At 49.8% G+C, this 18,720-nt stretch carries 14 protein-coding genes and 1 pseudogene; 11 read left to right on the top strand and 4 right to left on the bottom strand.

The window, feature by feature from the left end; genetic code table 11:
• Positions 1–121: 121 nt before the first annotated feature.
• Both AB1656_26415 and AB1656_26420 read left to right on the top strand, forming a co-directional pair.
• Positions 122–487, top strand: a complete 366-nt coding sequence (locus tag AB1656_26415) for a carboxypeptidase regulatory-like domain-containing protein (protein ID MEW6238934.1) — start codon at positions 122–124, stop codon at positions 485–487.
• 197 nt (positions 488–684) lie between these two features.
• The gene (locus tag AB1656_26420) at positions 685–1,224 is read left to right on the top strand and encodes a hypothetical protein (protein ID MEW6238935.1); all 540 of its coding nucleotides are present in this window, start codon (positions 685–687) and stop codon (positions 1,222–1,224) included.
• A gap of 297 nt (positions 1,225–1,521) precedes the next feature.
• Here AB1656_26420 and AB1656_26425 read toward each other — a convergent pair whose 3' ends face one another.
• Entirely contained in the window at positions 1,522–1,986 is a 465-nt protein-coding gene (locus AB1656_26425; protein ID MEW6238936.1) for a hypothetical protein, read from the bottom strand.
• A gap of 387 nt (positions 1,987–2,373) precedes the next feature.
• Between AB1656_26425 and carA the strand changes: the two genes are divergently transcribed.
• The 7 genes and pseudogenes from carA to AB1656_26460 all read left to right on the top strand — a co-directional run bounded on the left by carA (position 2,374) and on the right by AB1656_26460 (position 13,997).
• Positions 2,374–3,531 carry a glutamine-hydrolyzing carbamoyl-phosphate synthase small subunit gene (gene carA, locus AB1656_26430; GenBank protein ID MEW6238937.1) on the top strand — a complete coding sequence of 386 codons (1,158 nt, stop codon included), beginning with the start codon at positions 2,374–2,376 and terminating at the stop codon, positions 3,529–3,531.
• A 9-nt stretch (positions 3,532–3,540) separates the two neighbouring features.
• Positions 3,541–6,952: pseudogene (carB, locus tag AB1656_26435) on the top strand (carbamoyl-phosphate synthase large subunit).
• 98 nt (positions 6,953–7,050) lie between these two features.
• Positions 7,051–7,869, top strand: a complete 819-nt coding sequence (proC, locus tag AB1656_26440; GenBank protein MEW6238938.1) for a pyrroline-5-carboxylate reductase — start codon at positions 7,051–7,053, stop codon at positions 7,867–7,869.
• Positions 7,870–8,152: 283 nt separating this feature from the next.
• Positions 8,153–9,040: a hypothetical protein gene (locus AB1656_26445; GenBank protein ID MEW6238939.1), complete on the top strand. Its 888-nt coding sequence runs from the start codon at positions 8,153–8,155 to the stop codon at positions 9,038–9,040.
• A 179-nt stretch (positions 9,041–9,219) separates the two neighbouring features.
• On the top strand, positions 9,220–9,624 hold the full coding sequence (locus AB1656_26450; protein ID MEW6238940.1) for a hypothetical protein: 405 nt from the start codon (positions 9,220–9,222) through the stop codon (positions 9,622–9,624).
• 72 nt (positions 9,625–9,696) lie between these two features.
• Positions 9,697–13,137 (top strand): hypothetical protein, encoded by a 3,441-nt coding sequence (locus tag AB1656_26455; GenBank protein ID MEW6238941.1) that lies wholly within the window; start codon positions 9,697–9,699, stop codon positions 13,135–13,137.
• A 455-nt stretch (positions 13,138–13,592) separates the two neighbouring features.
• Positions 13,593–13,997, top strand: a complete 405-nt coding sequence (locus tag AB1656_26460; GenBank protein ID MEW6238942.1) for a hypothetical protein — start codon at positions 13,593–13,595, stop codon at positions 13,995–13,997.
• Between the two features lie 127 nt (positions 13,998–14,124).
• Here the strand turns inward: AB1656_26460 and AB1656_26465 are convergent, their stop codons facing one another.
• From AB1656_26465 to AB1656_26475, 3 genes are all read right to left on the bottom strand, one after another.
• A complete protein-coding gene (locus AB1656_26465) occupies positions 14,125–14,463 on the bottom strand; it encodes an STAS domain-containing protein (GenBank protein MEW6238943.1) in 339 nt (112 codons plus the stop codon).
• A gap of 13 nt (positions 14,464–14,476) precedes the next feature.
• Positions 14,477–14,662 carry a hypothetical protein gene (locus tag AB1656_26470; protein ID MEW6238944.1) on the bottom strand — a complete coding sequence of 62 codons (186 nt, stop codon included), beginning with the start codon at positions 14,660–14,662 and terminating at the stop codon, positions 14,477–14,479.
• 84 nt (positions 14,663–14,746) lie between these two features.
• Positions 14,747–15,925, bottom strand: a complete 1,179-nt coding sequence (locus AB1656_26475) for a hypothetical protein (GenBank protein ID MEW6238945.1) — start codon at positions 15,923–15,925, stop codon at positions 14,747–14,749.
• 438 nt (positions 15,926–16,363) lie between these two features.
• On the opposite strand from AB1656_26475, the gene AB1656_26480 reads away from it, so the two are divergent.
• Both AB1656_26480 and AB1656_26485 read left to right on the top strand, forming a co-directional pair.
• Positions 16,364–17,125 carry a hypothetical protein gene (locus AB1656_26480; GenBank protein ID MEW6238946.1) on the top strand — a complete coding sequence of 254 codons (762 nt, stop codon included), beginning with the start codon at positions 16,364–16,366 and terminating at the stop codon, positions 17,123–17,125.
• 175 nt (positions 17,126–17,300) lie between these two features.
• The gene (locus AB1656_26485; GenBank protein ID MEW6238947.1) at positions 17,301–18,521 is read left to right on the top strand and encodes a fused response regulator/phosphatase; all 1,221 of its coding nucleotides are present in this window, start codon (positions 17,301–17,303) and stop codon (positions 18,519–18,521) included.
• Positions 18,522–18,720: the final 199 nt, after the last annotated feature.

Below are 18,720 nucleotides of genomic sequence, written 5' to 3' on the forward strand. Positions count from 1 at the left end.
GGAGGGGGTTGTCGGCACTCTCTATCAACCCCCGCTCTTTATCTCCTCCATCTTTGGGAAGATAAAGGACTTGAATTCCGAATGGACTTTTTTGCAAGCAGAACTAAGGAGACGATAAACAATGAAAAAGATATCTTCCATCATGCAAGTAATTATATTTTTAGTGGCGATTGGCGTTCTCTGCAGCGGATGCAGTACGCCTTCTTCTCCTCCCAATTTGAAGGTAACGGGAATAGTGACCGACAAGGAAACCGGAGAACCTATCGTTGGCGCTCGCGTCGCAGACAATATCTATGCAGGTTCTCCAAGCCGCCCCTGTCAGGAATCCTGGACGGACAAGGAGGGGAAATACGTCCTCGAAACCTGGTACGAGGAGCATTCCCTTGTCGCTTCCGCTCCTGGCTATCCTCCCAAAATCGTTGGATTCGGGACGAAAAATTTGAGCAAGGAAACGAAAATCGAAATCAATATCGTTCTTGAGAAATAAGACTGGGGGACAAGGGGACAAGGGGACAAGGGGACAAGGGGACTTGGTGACTTTGGGACTTTGGGACTTTGGGACTGGGAGACTTTGGGAGTGGGGGAACTTGTCTCCTTGTTCCAATATTGTAGCGACAGTATTGGGAAACTCCACTTTGTTTAGAACTTGTCCAATACCATTGAGAACGCGATAGGAGTATAAAAATGCCCCAAAAAGCCTATTACCAAATAGTCATGGCGTTTGGAACGCTGGCGTCGATTGGTCTCGTCTTCAACATGGGGGCTATGCAAATTTATTGGGAACAACTCTTTGTTATCCATTATAGGCAGATCGATTCCCTAGGCGTATTGATATTAATAGGATTTTTGCTGATTCTGATCTTCAACATCGCTTCCATTCTCTGGGGGATGCAACGAATTTTCACCTTGCGAAACGCTAAGACGTTCGATGTTTTTTTGCTCGTTTTCGGAGTGTTATGTGTATTGTTTATGCTGGGAGAAAAAGCGATGATCGATGAGATCGGGCGGGAGGAATGGATCGGAGCCAATCGCTCAGCCCAACTCGAGGGCGAAAAAGCGACGATCGATGAGATCGGGCAGGATACAACGGGCGAGTGGATGATCTTGTACGGCTTTCTGATGTTTCAAGGCGTCTTCAATATATTGTTTTTGAGGCGGTTGCAGCGCGCTTTTTGCGGAGAAAAAACCGATGCGCCGCCAATTCTTCTCGATGCGGCGCCGTAAAGCGTATCAGAATTGTGGCGACTCAAGGACGGATACAATCTTGCTCTTTCCGTCCGATAGTAATAACCGCAAACGGCGAACCGCGGATTATGCGGCTCGCCGTTCTGCTTTATACGCATTCCAATTGTTCCGGGGGAATATTAATGGAGGCTCATGCAAAATGAATAAAATCAGTCTTTTCATTCTCCCCCCAAGCTTGGGGGGAGTTAGAGGGGGGGTGATTTTAATGGACTTAAGACAACTCCCTCCTAACCTCCCCCAAGCTTGGGGGAGGAATAATAGAATTTTGCAAGAGGCTCAATGGTTTTTCATTTCAAAAGGTTTGCCGGGAGAAAAGACGCGATTCTTAGAAGATTTATCCTTTTTGCGGAAGGCGCCGTTCTTCTTGAGGACGAATTCGTCTTTTTTCGCATTTAAGGATTGGTTTTTATACCAACTGCCGTTCTTCACGATGTATTCCGGCGTAAAATTGGCGCCGTAAGTGTCTCCCTCCTCGCTGAGGTAGACGACGCCGTTGGAATATTCCCCCGCCTCGTCCTCGCTTTCCACCGCCGCCGTTCCGTCGCCGGCGGATACGATAATCGTCCATTCCGTCCCGTTGAGGTCCGTGAACGCCGTTCCCGGCTTTAATAATGTTTGGGGGATATTCGATTTGATTTGTTGCGCTTTCATCATTTTGTTTTCCGTATTGGTTGCTGCCATCGATTGGTTGATGATGCTTATGGAGCAGGCTGGCTCATCAGGAGATTCGCTCTGCCCCATTCACCTTCATACAAGAAGGGAGGGCGAGGCTCCCGCCGAGCCAAGACTCCTCAGTCCTTTTTCTTTCTGCCATCGCCGAATTCCTCGGTAAGGCGGTTCATTAATCAATAGTATATCATCATCGTTTTGCAAATGGATGGCTTTTTAGACGGTTTTTGCATAAAAGGCGGCCATTCGCGGTTTTTTGCCTTTCAAAATTCAATGCGATATCGATTTTTTATGGTTTCATCGTAGAGACTCTCTTTCATATTGACAAAATGAATCCAAACGAACATACTCCCCTGATTTTAATTCGCCCTTCCGCTTTTCCTTGCGCCCTTTGGCTTTGAAACGGCTTTCATTGCGGGTACATTATAGAGAACCAGATCGAAAAGTTATACGAATGCAATGACGCAATCCCTTATCGTTCCGAAGATACGAAAATCCGCCGTCCTAATTTTAGAAGATGGAACCATCTTTCAGGGCCGCGCTTTTGGCGCTCTCGGCGAAACCGGCGGCGAAGTAGTTTTCAATACCTCCATGACCGGTTATCAAGAAATACTGACCGATCCTTCCTATTATGGTCAAATCGTCGTTATGACTTATCCTTTAATCGGCAATTACGGCGTCAATGACGAAGATGTGGAATCGGGAAAAATTCAGGTTTCTGGCTTCATCGTCAAAGAACCGTCTTTGATCCCCAGCAACTGGCGCTGTCAACGTACTTTGGAAGAATGGATGCAAAGCCGGAATATTGTGGGATTATGCGGAATCGATACGCGGGCGCTTGTACGCAAGTTGAGGAATTATGGCGTCATGCGGGGCGTGGTTTGCTCTCCCGGCGATTCCAGCGTCGATTGGAAGGCGAAAGTGGACGCCGTTCCTTCGATGGCGGGCGCCGATTTGGTGAAATACGTTACGACGGAGAAGCCTTATCTGTGGACCGAATCGTTGCATCCTTATCTTAAAAGCAAAGATATTCTCCCGCCGCCGGAGAAGCCTTATAAGGTTGCGGCATTCGATTATGGAATGAAGCAAAACATTCTCCGGCATTTGACCGAACGCGGATGCGAGGTTCATGTCGTTCCTTCCTACGCCAAACCGGACGAGGTTATGGCGTTGGCGCCGGACGGCGTTTTCTTATCGAATGGTCCCGGCGATCCCGAACCGGTAACGTATGCTATCGATACGGTGCGCCAGCTTTTGGGGAAAGTTCCTATCTTTGGCATTTGCTTGGGACATCAGATTTTGGGATTGGCGCTGGGCGGCAAAACCTACAAACTCAAATTCGGGCATCGGGGGGCCAATCAGCCGGTCAAGCATCTTCCTACGGGCAAAATCGATATCACGTCCCAAAATCACGGCTTTTGCGTCGATTACGATTCGTTGGACAAAAAGAAAGTATCCGTTACCCATATCAATCTGAATGACGATACGGTGGAAGGTTTGGAATGTGCAGATTTACGGTGTTTTTCCGTACAATATCACCCGGAAGCTTCCCCCGGTCCTCACGATGCCGCTCATCACTTCGACCGCTTTGTGGAATGGATGAAAGAACAAGGATAATATCTTCGTATGCCTCGCCGAAACGACATCCACAAAATTCTGATTATCGGTTCCGGCCCCATCATCATCGGGCAGGCTTGCGAATTCGATTATTCGGGAACGCAGGGATGCAAAGCCTTGCGCGAAGAGGGCTATGAGGTGGTTTTGGTCAACAGCAATCCCGCCACGATCATGACCGATCCCGAAACCGGCGACCGCACCTACATCGAACCCATCATTCCCGAAGCGCTGGAAAAGATCATCGAGGCGGAAAAGCCGGATTGCCTCTTGCCTACATTGGGCGGCCAGACGGCGCTGAACGCAGCAGTCTTCTTGGCGGAATCGGGCGTATTGGAAAAGTATGGCGTGGAGTTGATCGGCGCCAAACTGCCAGCCATCAGGAAAGCGGAAGACCGCGAAGAATTCAAAGCCGCCATCAATAAAATCGGCCTGGAAATTCCCCGCAGCGGCTATGTTCGATCGATTGATGAAGCCATGCGCGTCATCGAGGATGTCGGGTTTCCCGCCATTATCCGCCCCTCGTTCACCTTGGGCGGCACAGGCGCCGGTACGGCTTACAACATGGAGGAATATAAGGAAACTGTCCGTTGGGGATTGGAATGCAGCCCCGTCCATACCATTCTCGTTGAAGAATCGGTGCTGGGATGGAAGGAATTCGAACTGGAAGTGATGCGCGACATGGCCGACAACGTCGTCATCATCTGCTCCATCGAAAACTTCGATCCGATGGGCGTGCATACCGGCGACAGCATTACCGTCGCTCCTGCGCAGACCCTGACCGATAAGGAATATCAGCGCATGAGGGACGCCTCCATCGCCATCATCCGTGAAATCGGCGTCGATACCGGCGGCTCCAATATTCAATTCGCCGTCGATCCCAACGATGGGCGCATGGTGGTCATTGAGATGAATCCCCGCGTTTCGCGCAGTTCCGCCCTCGCTTCCAAAGCGACGGGCTTTCCCATCGCCAAAATCGCAGCCAAGCTGGCGGTAGGCTATACGCTGGATGAGATTCCCAATGATATCACCCGCGAGACGCCAGCCTCTTTCGAACCGACCATCGATTATTGCGTAACCAAGATTCCCCGCTGGGCTTTCGAAAAATTTCTCGGCTCCGATCCCACTCTTGGAACGCAGATGAAATCCGTGGGCGAGGCCATGTCCATTGGCCGCACGTTCAAGGAATCCTTACAGAAGGGATTGCGTTCGCTGGAGATAGACCGTTACGGCTTGGGAGCGGACGGCAAGGATGCGATGGTTTTCCATGATCCCAACCATCCCCGTTATTGCGATCCCCAGGATCCGCGTACGCGGGAAGAGATCGTCAAAAAACTGGTTCGTCCCAATCCCGACCGCGTCTTCTATATCCGGCACGCATTTCAAATCGGGATGACCGTGGACGATGTATACAATTATACTAAGATCGATCCCTGGTTTCTGACGAATATGGCGGAAATCATGGCGATGGAAGAGCGATTGCAGGAATTGAAATCGGAAATAAGACCATTTCTTTGATAAATTGGATGGTGGCAAGGGTAAGGTTTTTTCTGCCCTTGAGCGTTTCCCTCTATGTTAACAAAAAGAAAATTGTAAGCGTCTAATGAACGAAATCGAGTTGAAAAATATTCTGTTGGAAGCGAAGCAATTCGGATTTTCCGACCGGCAGTTGGCTTGTTTATGGGGCGCGAAGGAATTGGATATCCGACGTTTGCGCCAGCGGTTGGGCGTGATGCCGGTTTATAAGACAGTCGATACCTGCGCCGCCGAATTTGAAGCTTATACGCCTTATCATTACTCCACTTACGAAACCGAGAGCGAAATTCGTCCCTGCGCAAAAGAAAAGATCATTATCCTTGGCGGCGGTCCCAACCGCATTGGCCAGGGCATCGAGTTCGACTATTGCTGCGTCCACGCCGTTATGGCGTTATCAGAGATTGGCTATGAAACCATCATGGTCAACTCCAATCCGGAAACCGTCTCCACCGATTACGACACCGCAGACCGGCTTTATTTCGAACCGCTGACGTTCGAAGACGTTATGAACATCATCGAGGCGGAAAAACCCAAGGGGGTCATCGTCCAATTCGGCGGCCAGACGCCGTTGAAACTCGCCGTTCCTCTCGAACGCGCGGGCGTTACGGTTTTGGGCACGTCGCCGGATTCCATCGACCTGGCGGAGGATCGCAAACGCTTCGGCAAGCTCATCGAAGATATGAAAATCGAGCAGCCGCCCAATGGAACCGCCACTTCCTTTTCCGAAGCTAAAGAGATCGCCCAACGATTAACCTATCCTGTTCTTGTCCGCCCTTCTTACGTCCTTGGAGGCAGGGCGATGGAGATAGTATACGACGAAAAAAGCCTCTCTACTTACATGGCAAAAGCCGTGGACGCTTCCCCGGAGCATCCCATTCTCGTCGATAAATATCTCGAAGACGCCATCGAAGTGGATGTGGATGCCGTCGCCGATGAGGAAACAGTCTGTATCGGCGGCATTATGGAACATATCGAATATGCGGGCATCCATTCCGGCGACAGCGCATGCGTCATTCCGCCGCGCACGCTCTCTTCCAAGACGATCGAAACGATCTGCCGCCAAACGAAAGACCTCGCTAAGGCGCTGAGCGTAAAGGGTTTAATGAATATCCAATACGCCGTTACCCGGCGGGACGGACAGGAAAAAGTTTATGTTCTCGAAGTGAATCCCCGCGCTTCCCGCACGGTTCCCTTCGTCAGCAAAGCGACCGGCGTTCCCCTGGCCAAGATCGCGGCTCAGGTGATGGTGGGCGTTCCCCTTGCTTCATTCCATTTGCCCGAACTTCCGACAATCTCGCATATCGCCGTCAAAGAAGCTGTGCTTCCCTTCGTGAAATTTCCTGGCGTCGATACGCTTCTTGGTCCGGAGATGCGCTCCACCGGCGAAGTGATGGGCATCGATACTGATTTTGGACGCGCTTACGCCAAGGCGCAGGCGGGAGCGGGCATGACCCTTCCTTCCTCGACGCCATCCGCCGACAAGCGGCAGGTAGTAATTAGCGTCAACGATCGCGATAAACCCGCTATTCTCGATTCCGCGCGCCGGTTGGAGGGGATGGGTTTCGAAATTTTATCTACAGGGGGTACCTGTACTTATCTCCAGGAGCAAACGGTTGCGTGTAAACGAGTTTATAAAGTGCTGGAAGGCCGTCCGAACATTGTGGATATTTTAAAAAACGGCAATGTTGCGCTGGTAATAAATACTCCAATGGATATGGAATCCGCCTATGACGAGCGCGCCCTTCGCCGCTCTGCGTTGGAGCAAAACGTGCCCTATGTTACCACTGTAGCCGCCGCCCGCGCCGCAGTGCTGGGGATTCAGTCCAATTTGAAACAAAACCTTCAAGTGAAGGCGTTGCAGGAGTATTTTAAGAATGATGAATTGTGAATTAAAAATTAAAAATTAAGAATTAAGAATTAAGAATTAAGAATTAAGAATTAAGAATTAAGAATTAAGAATTAAGAATAAGGGGGAGACGACCATCAATGAGCGCTTTCGACAAAAAAATCGCATTCGTAGGCGGAGGGAATATGGCGGAAGCCGTTCTTTCCGGATTACTTCGCAACCATACCGTCAGCGAGGGGGAAATTCTGGTTTCCGAAAAATCGCCTGAACGCCGCGCCTATTTGGATACGACCTATCGCGTGGAAACTGTGTGGGATAATTCCCTCGCTCCCCAGCGGGCGGCTACGGTTTTTCTGGCTGTCAAACCTCAAATCCTGGCGGAAGTGAAGGATGAATTGCGTGGGGGACTTACGGATAATCATCTCGTTATTTCCATCCTGGCTGGAATGAGCCGGGATCGGCTGGGCGCGGCGCTGGGTCATCCCGATCGCATCGTAAGGGTGATGCCTAACCTTCCCGCCCTGTTGGGAGCGGGAATCAGCGCTATCACTTTTCCCGAAACCTTGGAGGAAAGCGACCGCCAATGGGTGCGGCAAATCCTGCAATCCGTCGGCTATATCGTGGAAGTGCAGGAGCCGCTTCAGGACGTCGTTACCGCCGTATCCGGCAGCGGTCCCGGCTATATCTTCTTTCTGGCGCAGCATTTCATCGCCGCCGCCGTTTCTGAGGGATTGCCGGAAGAGACGGCGCGCAAACTGGTTACTGAAACTCTGGCCGGTTCCGCCGAACTCTTGCGCCAGCGGCCTGATTCCCCGGCGGAATTGGTGCGCAAAGTCGCCACGCCGGGCGGAACGACCGAAGCGGGACTTACCGCCTTGAAAGAGAAGGATTTGCCGGGGATGATTCACGAAATGGTAGCCCGAGCCGCCAACCGCTCCCGCGAGTTGAACCGAGGGTGATTAATAAGGCTGCAAGCTCCTGCGCTTCTTTTCTTATCAAGACGATGGGTTTTTGCCGCGCAGCCTATACAATATTTTTCTGTTGGGAACTGAAACCGCCGCTTCGGATAATAATCGGTATTTTCCAAGAGTATCCTATTAGGGGGTCTTGCCTCTCCCCTTTTTGAGGATAACGTATTATAGTTTAGTTTTAGGAAGGCAGCGGCCAAGTTGACGATGAAAATCGCTTGTGTTACCTTCCCGCAGTGAAATAGCGCAAATGACAGTAAAGGATATAAAAACCATGAGCGGAAAAAAAATTGGATCGGTCATTTTCTACTTATCTTCTTTACTATGTGCTTCTTTGCTGTGGATTCCTGGTTCGGCGATGGCTCAATACCCCGGCATGAGGGGCGGCATGGGCATGGGCGGCGGTTATGGAATGATGGGGGGCATGGGCATGGGCATGTATGGCGGGGGTTTCGATGGAACCGGCGGTTCTCCCACCATAGCGACCGTCAAATATGGAGAGAAAGTTTATGACGCTGTTTTCGGCGATCTTCTGGAATATAAAGTCTACTACATCCAAGTATTAGCCGATTCCGTCGGCAAGGATTATTACGATGACGGAACTCATGGCGACGAAGTCGCCTTCGACGGCATGCCCAGCCTTATTTATATTACCAGGGATTCTTATTTGGGGCCGTTCTCCATTAAATATAAGCATCAGTTGGAAAACATGTTGAAGCAGACGCAGGAGATGGGTCCGCTTCTTTTCTACAATTTGAACGTCGCCACAAAAGATCCCGAATCGAAAGTGGAGAAGATTAAAGACCGCAACAAGCAGATGGAATCGGAAGTCCTCGAATTCATTAAGGGGCAATTGGCTCAATTCGAAGGATACGACGATGAAAAATACGTGAAAGCCATCGATCCCACGCTCTTTGAATCGTTGGAGGGATTCGGCGGCTTCGATACGGGATTTTCGGCGGGCGGATATCTGCCCGATATGCCGCAGCCGCCGGGCTTGCCGCAGCCGGAAATGGGTCAAACCCCAACAGAAGATGTGGTAAGTCCGCAAAGTCCGCCTCCGGCTCGTCCGCAACGATCGGGACCAGCGGGCGCTCTGGATCGCGTGGGCGATACGTTGAGCGGATTAAGCGCACAGGAAGCCGCGAACGAACTGCCATAGGGAATCGGTTTTCAAACAATTCGCGAATAAGCCATGCGATTTTACACCCGGCGGGAACAACTAGAGGCTAAAATAGGCGGGGCGATCGCCTGCGATTGCCCTGGCTGTTTTTTTCTGTTAAAAAGATTAGCAGTATAGGCTTTTCTCGAAAAGAGAAAGCCGCAAGAGGCGATTTTCTTATGTCGACGTGGAATCAGAAAGAGAAAGAAGAAATCGAGTTCCGAATTCAAGCCATACAGAAATTTTTAGAATTCTGGATCCGGTATGACGAATTGTTTCAACACGCTTTTCATGAAGGATTGGACAATGTAACGCAGGAACACGAGATCGAGTTTATGAAACTCAAGGCGCAATTGGCGCGAAGACATCAATATCTTCTGGAATACTTGGGGAAAGAATATGATCGCGCCGAACCCGTTACTCCTTTTTTGTCCGATACCGTTACCTTGAGGAATATGGTGGGCATCCATCACGATTTTTACAAAAAACTGCGGTTGCAATGGCATGCCACCATGCTGCGTCTCAATGAGGCTTTGGGATACTTGATGACTCATCTCGAGTTGGAGACGCCGTTGGAAGTTTGAACCTTTTTGGTCAATGAAGCGGGGACTATCCATCGCACTGACTGTCAATTCGCACTAAGAGGAGATTGTTTTATGAATCCGCCACTGTCAAGGAAATGGTTGCAATTTCTATTGATTGCCTTAATTCCGATGTTATTCGCTGTGGGGTGCGCCAAGCGCGATGCGCAAAAAAGCCTAGACGCCGCCAACGTCGCCAAGGAAGAATCTTCCGTAGCCCAGGCGCCTCGCTACGCTAAAAAGACTTTCGACGACGCCAATAATTTGCTGCGCCGCGCCCAATCGGAATTCGATCAAGGCGAATACAAGCAATCCATCGAAACGGCGGGGCAAGCCGTCGCCCGTTTCGAAGCCGCTAAAATCCAGGTTCCCCAAGTCAAAGAGCGCGTCGATACTCAGATGGGGAAAATTAAAGACGCCATCGCCTCGGCGGAAGAAAACGTCAAAAAAGCCCGCGAGACGGGAACTCCGGAAGCCGTCAATCCCGTGGATGCTCTCGTAACGCAGATTAAAACCCGCTCCGATGAAGATTTAGCCAACGAAGTCGATCAACAAAAACTGGACAATTTCCTCGCTGAGGTCAATCTGGTCGTGGCGCAGACGGAGGCGCTGGCGAACGCCCACCTTCAACCCCAAGCGGCGCAAGCCAAGCAGGAAATTCAACAATTGGTTTCCGACGCGCAGATGCTCAAAGCGGATGCCCATGTTCCGGATAAATACAATGAAGTGATGGAAAAAATCAAAGCCATGGATTCCGCCGAGCGCGACGGAAAATGGCAGGATATGATCACTATCGCCGGCGAGGTTCGTCAACCGCTCAACGAAATTATCTCCGCCGCCCAAGAAAAAGCGGCCGGCGACATCCTGCAGGAGATCCTGGGCGAAATCGCAAAAGCTAAACAATTGAGCGTTCCGGATGTAGAAGCCTACAATACGTCGGTCGCCCAGGCCGAGGAAACGCTGAAAACCGGTCAAACGGAACTGCAAAATCAACAATACGCCAACGTGATCGCCGCCGCCAACGAATGCCGCCGTCTGCTGTCGGCCGCCAACGAGTCTCTCGGCGGGGTGGCTCAACAAAGCGTCGATAAAGCGGATGCCAACGTACAGGAAGCGATCGCTAAAGAAGCTCCGAAATACGCTCCCGCCGTCCTCGCCCAGGTGCAGGAAGCCATTGCGGGCGTGAAAGACTTGATTCAAAACAAGCAATTCGCCGCCGCTTACGCCAACGCGAAAAAAGTCGAACAAGCCAGCCTGCAAGCCATCGCCGCCGCCCGCAGCGGCAAGGCTCAAACCGCTTTGGCGAAAGTGGAAGGGCCTTTTTCCATTCTCTATGGACAGGGCGGCTCCCAGTACGCTTCCGAAGCTTATTCGAAAGTGGAAGCGGCGGTGAAGGACCTTCGCGATAAAATGAAATCCGGCGAATACGAAGCCGTGGAATCCGGCGTGGACGCCGCCGCCGCCCTGGCGGACGAAGGCATCAAAGCCTTGGAGAAAGCGGCGGGCGATTTCATCGCAAAAACGCAAACCGCCTTGGATGACGCCAAAACGGCTAAGGCGACCGAATGGGTTGGCATGCAATACGCCAACGCCGTCAATTTGAAAGCGGCCGCTGCGGAAGAACTGAACAAGCAGCGTTTTCTTTCCAGCATCCGCAAATCGGAAGCCGCCATCCAAGCCGCCAAAGAGTCGGAAGGCAAAGCCTATCAACTGCAATCGAACCAAAATTTAAACAAAGCCAACGATTTTATGATCCTGGCCAAGCAAGCCCGTCAGGATCAACTCAGCCCTCTCGCCTATCGCAAAGCGATGGAAGCGCGTGAGGAAACGACTGCTCTTATCGCCAAAAAAGAATTTAAACCAGCTTACCAGAAATCCATCGAAACCGCCCAATTATCCGAAGATGCATTGAACAATTTAGTTATCGCGGCGCGCAATAAAACCGATTCCGCTCTCCAAGCCCAATCGATGACCTATTCCGAGCCGGAAATTCAAAATGCGCTTTCTCTTCTCAATCAGGCTGAAGAGGCGCAAAAAGCGCATCGCTACGAAGACGCCAATCGATTGGCCATCGAATCGGCGCAATGGGCGGAAAAGGCGGAATATTTTACGTGGAAGCAGCGCAGCTACGCCCTTTTGAAAGAATTGGAAGGCATGAAAGAACAACTGGATCGCCAGTTGGCTCCCGAAAAGAAGCCTTCCCTTTACAGCCAGTCCCTGGTTAGCCTCGCGGAAGCTAAAGTCAAGCAGATCGATCAGGAATATAAAGCCTCCTACGAACATGCCGACGCCGCTTGCCAGGCGAGGGATCAAATCTATGCGGGGATGAAGGAAGACCTCGAACGCAGCGCGGCGGAGTACAGCCAAACAGCCTCTTGGATCGGCGAACACGCTCTCGACCAGGAAGGCCGGGAAATCAAAACCGGCCTCCTCGACGGCGTAGCCGAATTGCAGCGGTTGATCTCTCTCCAGGATTGGAAAGCCGCGTTCGCCAAGGACGAAGAGGTAAGAATAATCTCCCAAAAAACTACGGCGAAAACGGAAAGCCGCAACCGCTCCATTCTCGCATATCAATTAAAGTCGGAATTGAAGCCGTATGAAAAACAGGACGCTCTCAGCATTGTTCCCGAACAAGCCCAAGCGTTGAACGGCGCTTTGAAATCCCTATCCTCTCCCCAGGAAGGCGAGACCTACGCCGACGTTTACAAAAAATACGAAGAAGCCGTAAAAACGAAGGAGAAATTGCCCGAAAGCATTCAACAGCTAGCGGCGCAGCGGACGGAAGAGATCGGCTCGACGCTAAAGGAAGCCCAGGATGCGGGCGCGTTGAAGTATTATCGGGATTGGTTCCGGACGCTTTCCTCCGATCTCCAATGGTTGCGCAATTCTGTGCGGGGCGATGACTACAAAGGCATAGCGACGCGGCTGAAAAAACTGGAAAAAGAAGCGCCTGAAATTCTGGTCTCGACGAAGACGGCCGTCGAAGAAGACAATTATCTGCAATCTTTGAACGACTTCCTGAAAAGGATGAATACTACGCTGCAGGATTTCGGCTTCATCGGCGCCATGCCGAGAGATTTGATTCTCGCCGCCCGTTCGACGGAGCATAAACTGGACGAAACCTTAACCGATATGTACCGCGCCTTGCAAGGCAAACTTACGGCGAAGAATTTTCTATTGAACGCGCAAAGCCTGGAAGAAAGCGTCAAGGAGATGGCTCCGCCCAAGTCGTTGGAATCTTTCCATAAAAAAGCAATTGCTTCCTTTACCCACTTCCGTAAGGCGGCGGAAGGCTTTTATCACTATGGACAGAGCGACGCCTTTGATCTTAAATACCGCGAACGAAAACTTGACGCGTCGTTCGATCATCTTTACAAAACGCGGGATATCAACGAAGATTTGATGTTCGTTATCGATTCTTTCCGCAAAATGGAACCCATGGAGAAGTTTTATTGGGACCTGCGGCGGTACGAAAACAAAGTCGGCGATTTCTATTTCTCTTACGAAACGGAATAATTTCGCCGAACGATTGAAATGCGCTCTGGTTTGCGCCTTTTACGAACGAAAACGAATGGAGCAAGACGCAAACAGGTGGGGAACTTATGACGTTCATTGATTACATCGAGTATGGCGTAGGCCTAGCAATACTGGTTTTCATCGCGTTTGTTGTCGTAAGTCTCGGATGGTTCAATAAAGAGTGATGAAAAAGAACGTTCGGAATCCGTTGCGTCTTGCAGCCGCCTCCCAAAGAAGGCGATGCGGCAAGCCATAATTCGCAAATTTTCGAGATTTTTCTTGTTGCATAAGTCATGGGTTTAAGTTGGTTGTTTCGTTCTCTCTCAATCCTCTCTTTTCTTATGGAGAGGGGAAAAATGATGAAATTGAAGGGTATAGACGATATGGAACGAGGAGGGGAGCATTCTTCTCCGCGCATCGCTTCCGAAAAAAAATAATTAAAGGCGATTCTTCTTATGGTTGCTGACGTTCCAGCGGAAATCTTGATCCAACGTTTGCAGGAATATATCAAACTCTGGCAGAAATATATGGTTTATTTCGAAAGGGCGCTCGCTTCGGAGGAGGTAACTCCGAACGACGAGAAGGATTTTCGCGCTCTCCAGGTCGAATTGACCCGTAAAGCCCAGTTTCTCAGTATGGCCGTTCCGGAAAAAGTATTCGATTTATGGAAGGATATCAAAAAGCTATTACTGGATACTCCTTCTCTATACATCCTTAAGCGCGAAGTCCCCATCCGCATTGCCGCTTTCAAAACTCTGTGGCACGATGTTTCCATCGCATTAAATCAAAAGCAAGGGCTTTTGCGTACGGTTCTCGAAGAAAGGGATTTGAAGAAAAGGGGCGCTAAGCGGAGCAAATAAGGCGGAGAAGACCGGTTCGTTCGATTCGAACTACACTGTCATTAATGTTTTTTTCCGAATATAGAATGGTGTCGAGCGTTTTCGGGGGATCATTACGTTCTCTCGATAGAATTGGCGGCGTACGATTTCAAGTTGTTTCCTCTCCCTCACCTACTTCTAAGTCGATATAATCGTCCAGATGGCATTTCTCGAAAAGCGTCATTAAGATGGGATTTACGACCACTTTCAACCTCCCTTTTCGCTTGTCGATTTCCGACTTCGTTTTGACAACGACGCCGATGCCAAAACTGTCGATATAATCGATCTGCGTTAGGTTGAGAATAATATCCGTCATGCCGTCGGCGATCGCTTTATCGATATGCCGTTGCAATCCTTTAGCATTGGTGATGATCAAATCGCCAATGGCGCTGACTTGAAAGCATTCGTCCGTTTTGATTTCTTTTACGATTAATCCTTCTGAGCTCATCAGTGCGCCTTTCTCAACCATTCGCTCTATACAATATTATCCAGTAAATATCCACGTTTGACAAACGCTGCGCTTCCCTTTCTTTCCATCCGGCAGGGGTAACGCCGTCATACGATCTCGCCGCCGCTGCTTCGGCTTGTCCTTTTAGCCAACGAAAAGGAGATTCCAAACGGAGATAGAACAAAAAGCTTCGCGCCATGGAATACTATTATCCCGAATTCAACCGCCTTCTGTCCAGGGGATTCTTGCTAATCCGCGGAAAAAGTTAGCAATGACGCAAATATTATGCGTTGTCTCTTCGCTTTCCGGCCCGGCGCCAGTCTTCCGCCTGTTCGCTGAGCAAAAGACCGAGGAGGAGATGCAGGGGAATATAGATTTGGCTGAATAGATCCCAATCGATCCAGCCTAAATCGGGATGCCATAAAGTATGCCAGAACAATCCGATCGCGCTGCAAAAAAGGAGATAACGCTTGAAATCTCCGTCTATCATGCGCCGGAAATAGAAAAGCAGCGGCCATTCTGCGGGCAGGATGCCAAAATAGGATGCGCAGAGGTGAAAATAGGTTTTGACGTAGAGATGAATCCACGTGAAAAAAGTAAAATGCTGGCCTTTCCGGTTGATTTTGAACCAGGGCACCAATCGTCCTATGTTGATGTTAATTCCTTCATGGGGCAAAGCCGTATTCAATAGAAGATAACCGCCGATATAGAACAAAAACGGCAATAGGAATTCGTAGGGACGATAATCCTTTTTCTTCGTCATAATCCAAATCAAAGGCGGAAGGTAAAATAATGCCAGTCCATGAAAAAGCGCGGCGATGAAGAAGCAAAGCGCGCCCGGCCACAATCTCGCTTGGCCTAGCAGATATTTCTCGACGTAGAGAAACGTCAACAACAAAAATAAATTGATCCAGGCGTAATTTTCCACTTCTCCCGCAAATACCATGAAGGATCCCGTAAAGATATTCGCTATCAGAAATAGGGGATGCCGGCGGATGGCGAACAATACTTGAAGAGCGATCGATCCCGCCAAGGCGCTGCTGGCGCTGGTCGTATACCAGCCCCAATGCGTCGACTTGGCCAACTGCGCCATCGATTCCGCATACGCCCCGCAAGAGAGAAAAGCGTCCAACGCCGGATGGGCGCCTATCGACATCGTCCGCATAGGCTTCATGACGGCGTTGACGGCGGCGGCAATATACCATTCGGCAGTATATTTAGGTTCAAAAGGACGCAGGATCAGGTACGCTGCGCGATGCGCCACAGCCGTCAAAGGAGAGTGCATGGTAACCGCCCATCCTTCTTCCGCCAGGAAGGCGATGTGCGAACCATCGCCGGAATAGGGCAAATAGAAAATTCCTATACTGTAAAATAAAAAGAAAAACAGAATCAGGAAAACGATTCTTCCAAACAGGACTTTTCCGAAAAAGGCGATTCGAGCGAGGCGGCGGGATTCGTTCATGGAAAGAAACTAACCATGGGCATGGCGATTATTCCAGTTTATCGGTGGATTAGGGATATCATAACGGCGAAAATCGATAACGGGCAAGAATTCCAACTCTTGATCGAGGTTTTTTTCTTGTTTTTGAAAGAGAATCTTTGGAGAAAGGCGGAGAATGGGAGTAGGGAGGACAAGCTTCGTTTTGATCCCTCCTCGCACGGCGAGCGCCGGAATCATGCAACAAGAAGCCGCGCTTGACGTTAGACAAAAAAGACGAAATAACTTTTAAAGCTAAGACCTGAATTCTTGGCTGTAGGCAAAATGCGAGCAATTAATGAATTTCACCCTCTTTCCGGCTCCTTTTTTATGATAAAGTAAGGCGGATTCGCACGAGGGAGAGAAGATATTTCAAACTTGATATTATTTTAACATCATCGGTTTTGAGGAAAGGATTGTCCAATGTCAGGAAAACGTTGGATTTGGATCGGTTGCGGCGGTTGTCTTGGCCTCATCGTCATTTTCATTTTAGTAGCGGTAGGCGGGTTTTATATGGTGGCGAGAAACTTTACGCAAATGGCCAAGAATATGGAGGAATATCAACAAAAATCCGAGGCTCTCGACAAGCAGTATCCATTCGCCGAGCCGCAAGACGGCAAAATCGATCCCGAGCGTTATAAGCAATATTTGCAAGCGCGGAAAAAGATCATTGTCTACGCCGAAGAGGAACTCGATTGGTTCAAGAAATTCATCGAAGACCCCCAAAAAAAGGGAGGCTTGTCCACCATCAAATTGATCAAAAATTTCATAACCTTGATTCCAACCTTTGCGAAGATCGGTCTGATTCAAATTGACTCCTTGGAAGCCATCAAAATGTCGCACAAGGAATATTCCTATATGACGGGGATTACCGCCGGCGAGACGCTGCACTGGCTCGATCTCGATCCGGCGGACGAAAAACACTCCGTCGCCATGAACTATTGGAAGCCGATGGACGATATGGATAATTCGATTCGCGAACAACATAAGAAAAATCCTTCCAGCCGCATCGATGTTGGACCGATCGATCGCAAACGCTTTTTGGAAGCGGTAGAACCGTTTAAAGATGCGGAAGGCGTTCGTTCGGATATGATCTGGTCGAATAAAGACGAGATTTTTCTCGATTCTTTCGCCATATTCGTCGATGCGCTCACTCTGGCGGACGAGTATCGCTATAACGAATGAACTTGAAAACAGCAGTCGTTGGTTAGCGGCTTGTGGTCAGTAAAAAATAAAGGAATTATGAAATACGCTTCTTTCTTCTCTATTTGGGAAAAATATTATTATGCAACATTATTAAAGATAGAGATTATCATTGCGTAATCTATTGATACCGCCGTTTTTAGGATATTCTGGCGTTATGAAAAACGAATCCTCTTCCAATAAACAGCGCGATATTCTTATCGTTGATGACGAGCGAATCAATCTCGATTTGCTCAGCGCTATTTTACGCCTGGAAGGTTATGGAGTTCGTTGCGCCGAATCGGGGGAGGAGGCTCTGGATGCGGTCGAATCGAACCTGCCGGATCTGGTCATCATGGACGTATGCATGCCGGGTATTAGCGGCTTCGAGGCGTGTCAAAAGATCAAATCCTTCAGCAACGACAATTACGTTCCCGTTATGCTCTTGACCGCCTTATCGGAAACCAGCCGCAAGGTCGAGGGATTGGATGCGGGAGCGGACGATTATCTGGTCAAGCCGCCTCAAAAAATGGAACTATTAGCGCGGGTGAGATCGTTATTGCGCATACGCGATCTCCAGCATCGTCTTTTGGAGGCGAATAAGAAATTGGAGGAGTCCAACCTGCAGCTGTCGGCGGCTCAAAAAACCATCGAAAAAGACATCGCTTTGATCGCGGATATTCAACGTTCATTTTTGCCCGCCCGTTTTCCTCTCCACCCGGAGATCGAATTCGGCAAGTATTACGAACCCTGCGCCCTCGCCGGGGGCGACTATTTCGACGTCATCGAAGCCGGGAGGGGGAAGTGGGGAATTCTTATGGCCGACGTGACGGGGCATGGCGCACCCGCCGCCGTCGTCATGGCGATTACCCACACGATCGTTCATTCCTTTTTGGGCGCCTTCCATTATCCGAGCACGGTGTTGAAAGCGACGAACGAAAAACTGAACGCTCATCTCGCTCCTACTTTTTTCGTTACCATGTTCTATGGCGTTCTGGATTTGGAAAAGATGATATTTCGCTACTCCTCCGCCGGACACGAACCGATGATGCTTTTCCGGGCGAGAGAACGAAAAGTGGAGTTATTGAAGACCGAACACGGCTACCCGCTGAAACTTATGGAATCGGACGATTACGATGAAAAGGTCATTCGGCTGGAACCCGAAGACAAGATCGTTTTATTTACGGACGGCTTGGTGGAATTCCGCAACGAACGGAAAGAACTTTTCTCTCCCGAACGCTTGGAAGGACTGATTTTGAAATATCATCATCTCCCGCCTCAGCCCTTCGTCGACGCCATCATCGCCGAGGTGAAATCTTTCAATTCCTCCGCGACGTTCAAGGATGACGTTTCGCTGCTGGTGATCGAGGGGAAAAGGCCTCTGGAGCGTTTTCCCTGATCTTTCTCCGTCGAGCGCCGTACTCTCCCAAATGCTTCAAGCGGCGCACGAATTCGGAGAAAACGGGATCAGCTGAACGTCTTTTCGTAACGTTGTTGGATGTCTTTAAAGTTGATGTCTACGGAATAGACGCTGCCATAGGCTTTTCTTGCTCCTTCCTTATCGCCCATGTCCTCCAACGTCAAACCCAGATAATAGT

The sequence above is a fragment of the Candidatus Omnitrophota bacterium genome (genome assembly GCA_040755155.1).
Classification (GTDB): domain Bacteria; phylum Hinthialibacterota; class Hinthialibacteria; order Hinthialibacterales; family Hinthialibacteraceae; genus JBFMBP01.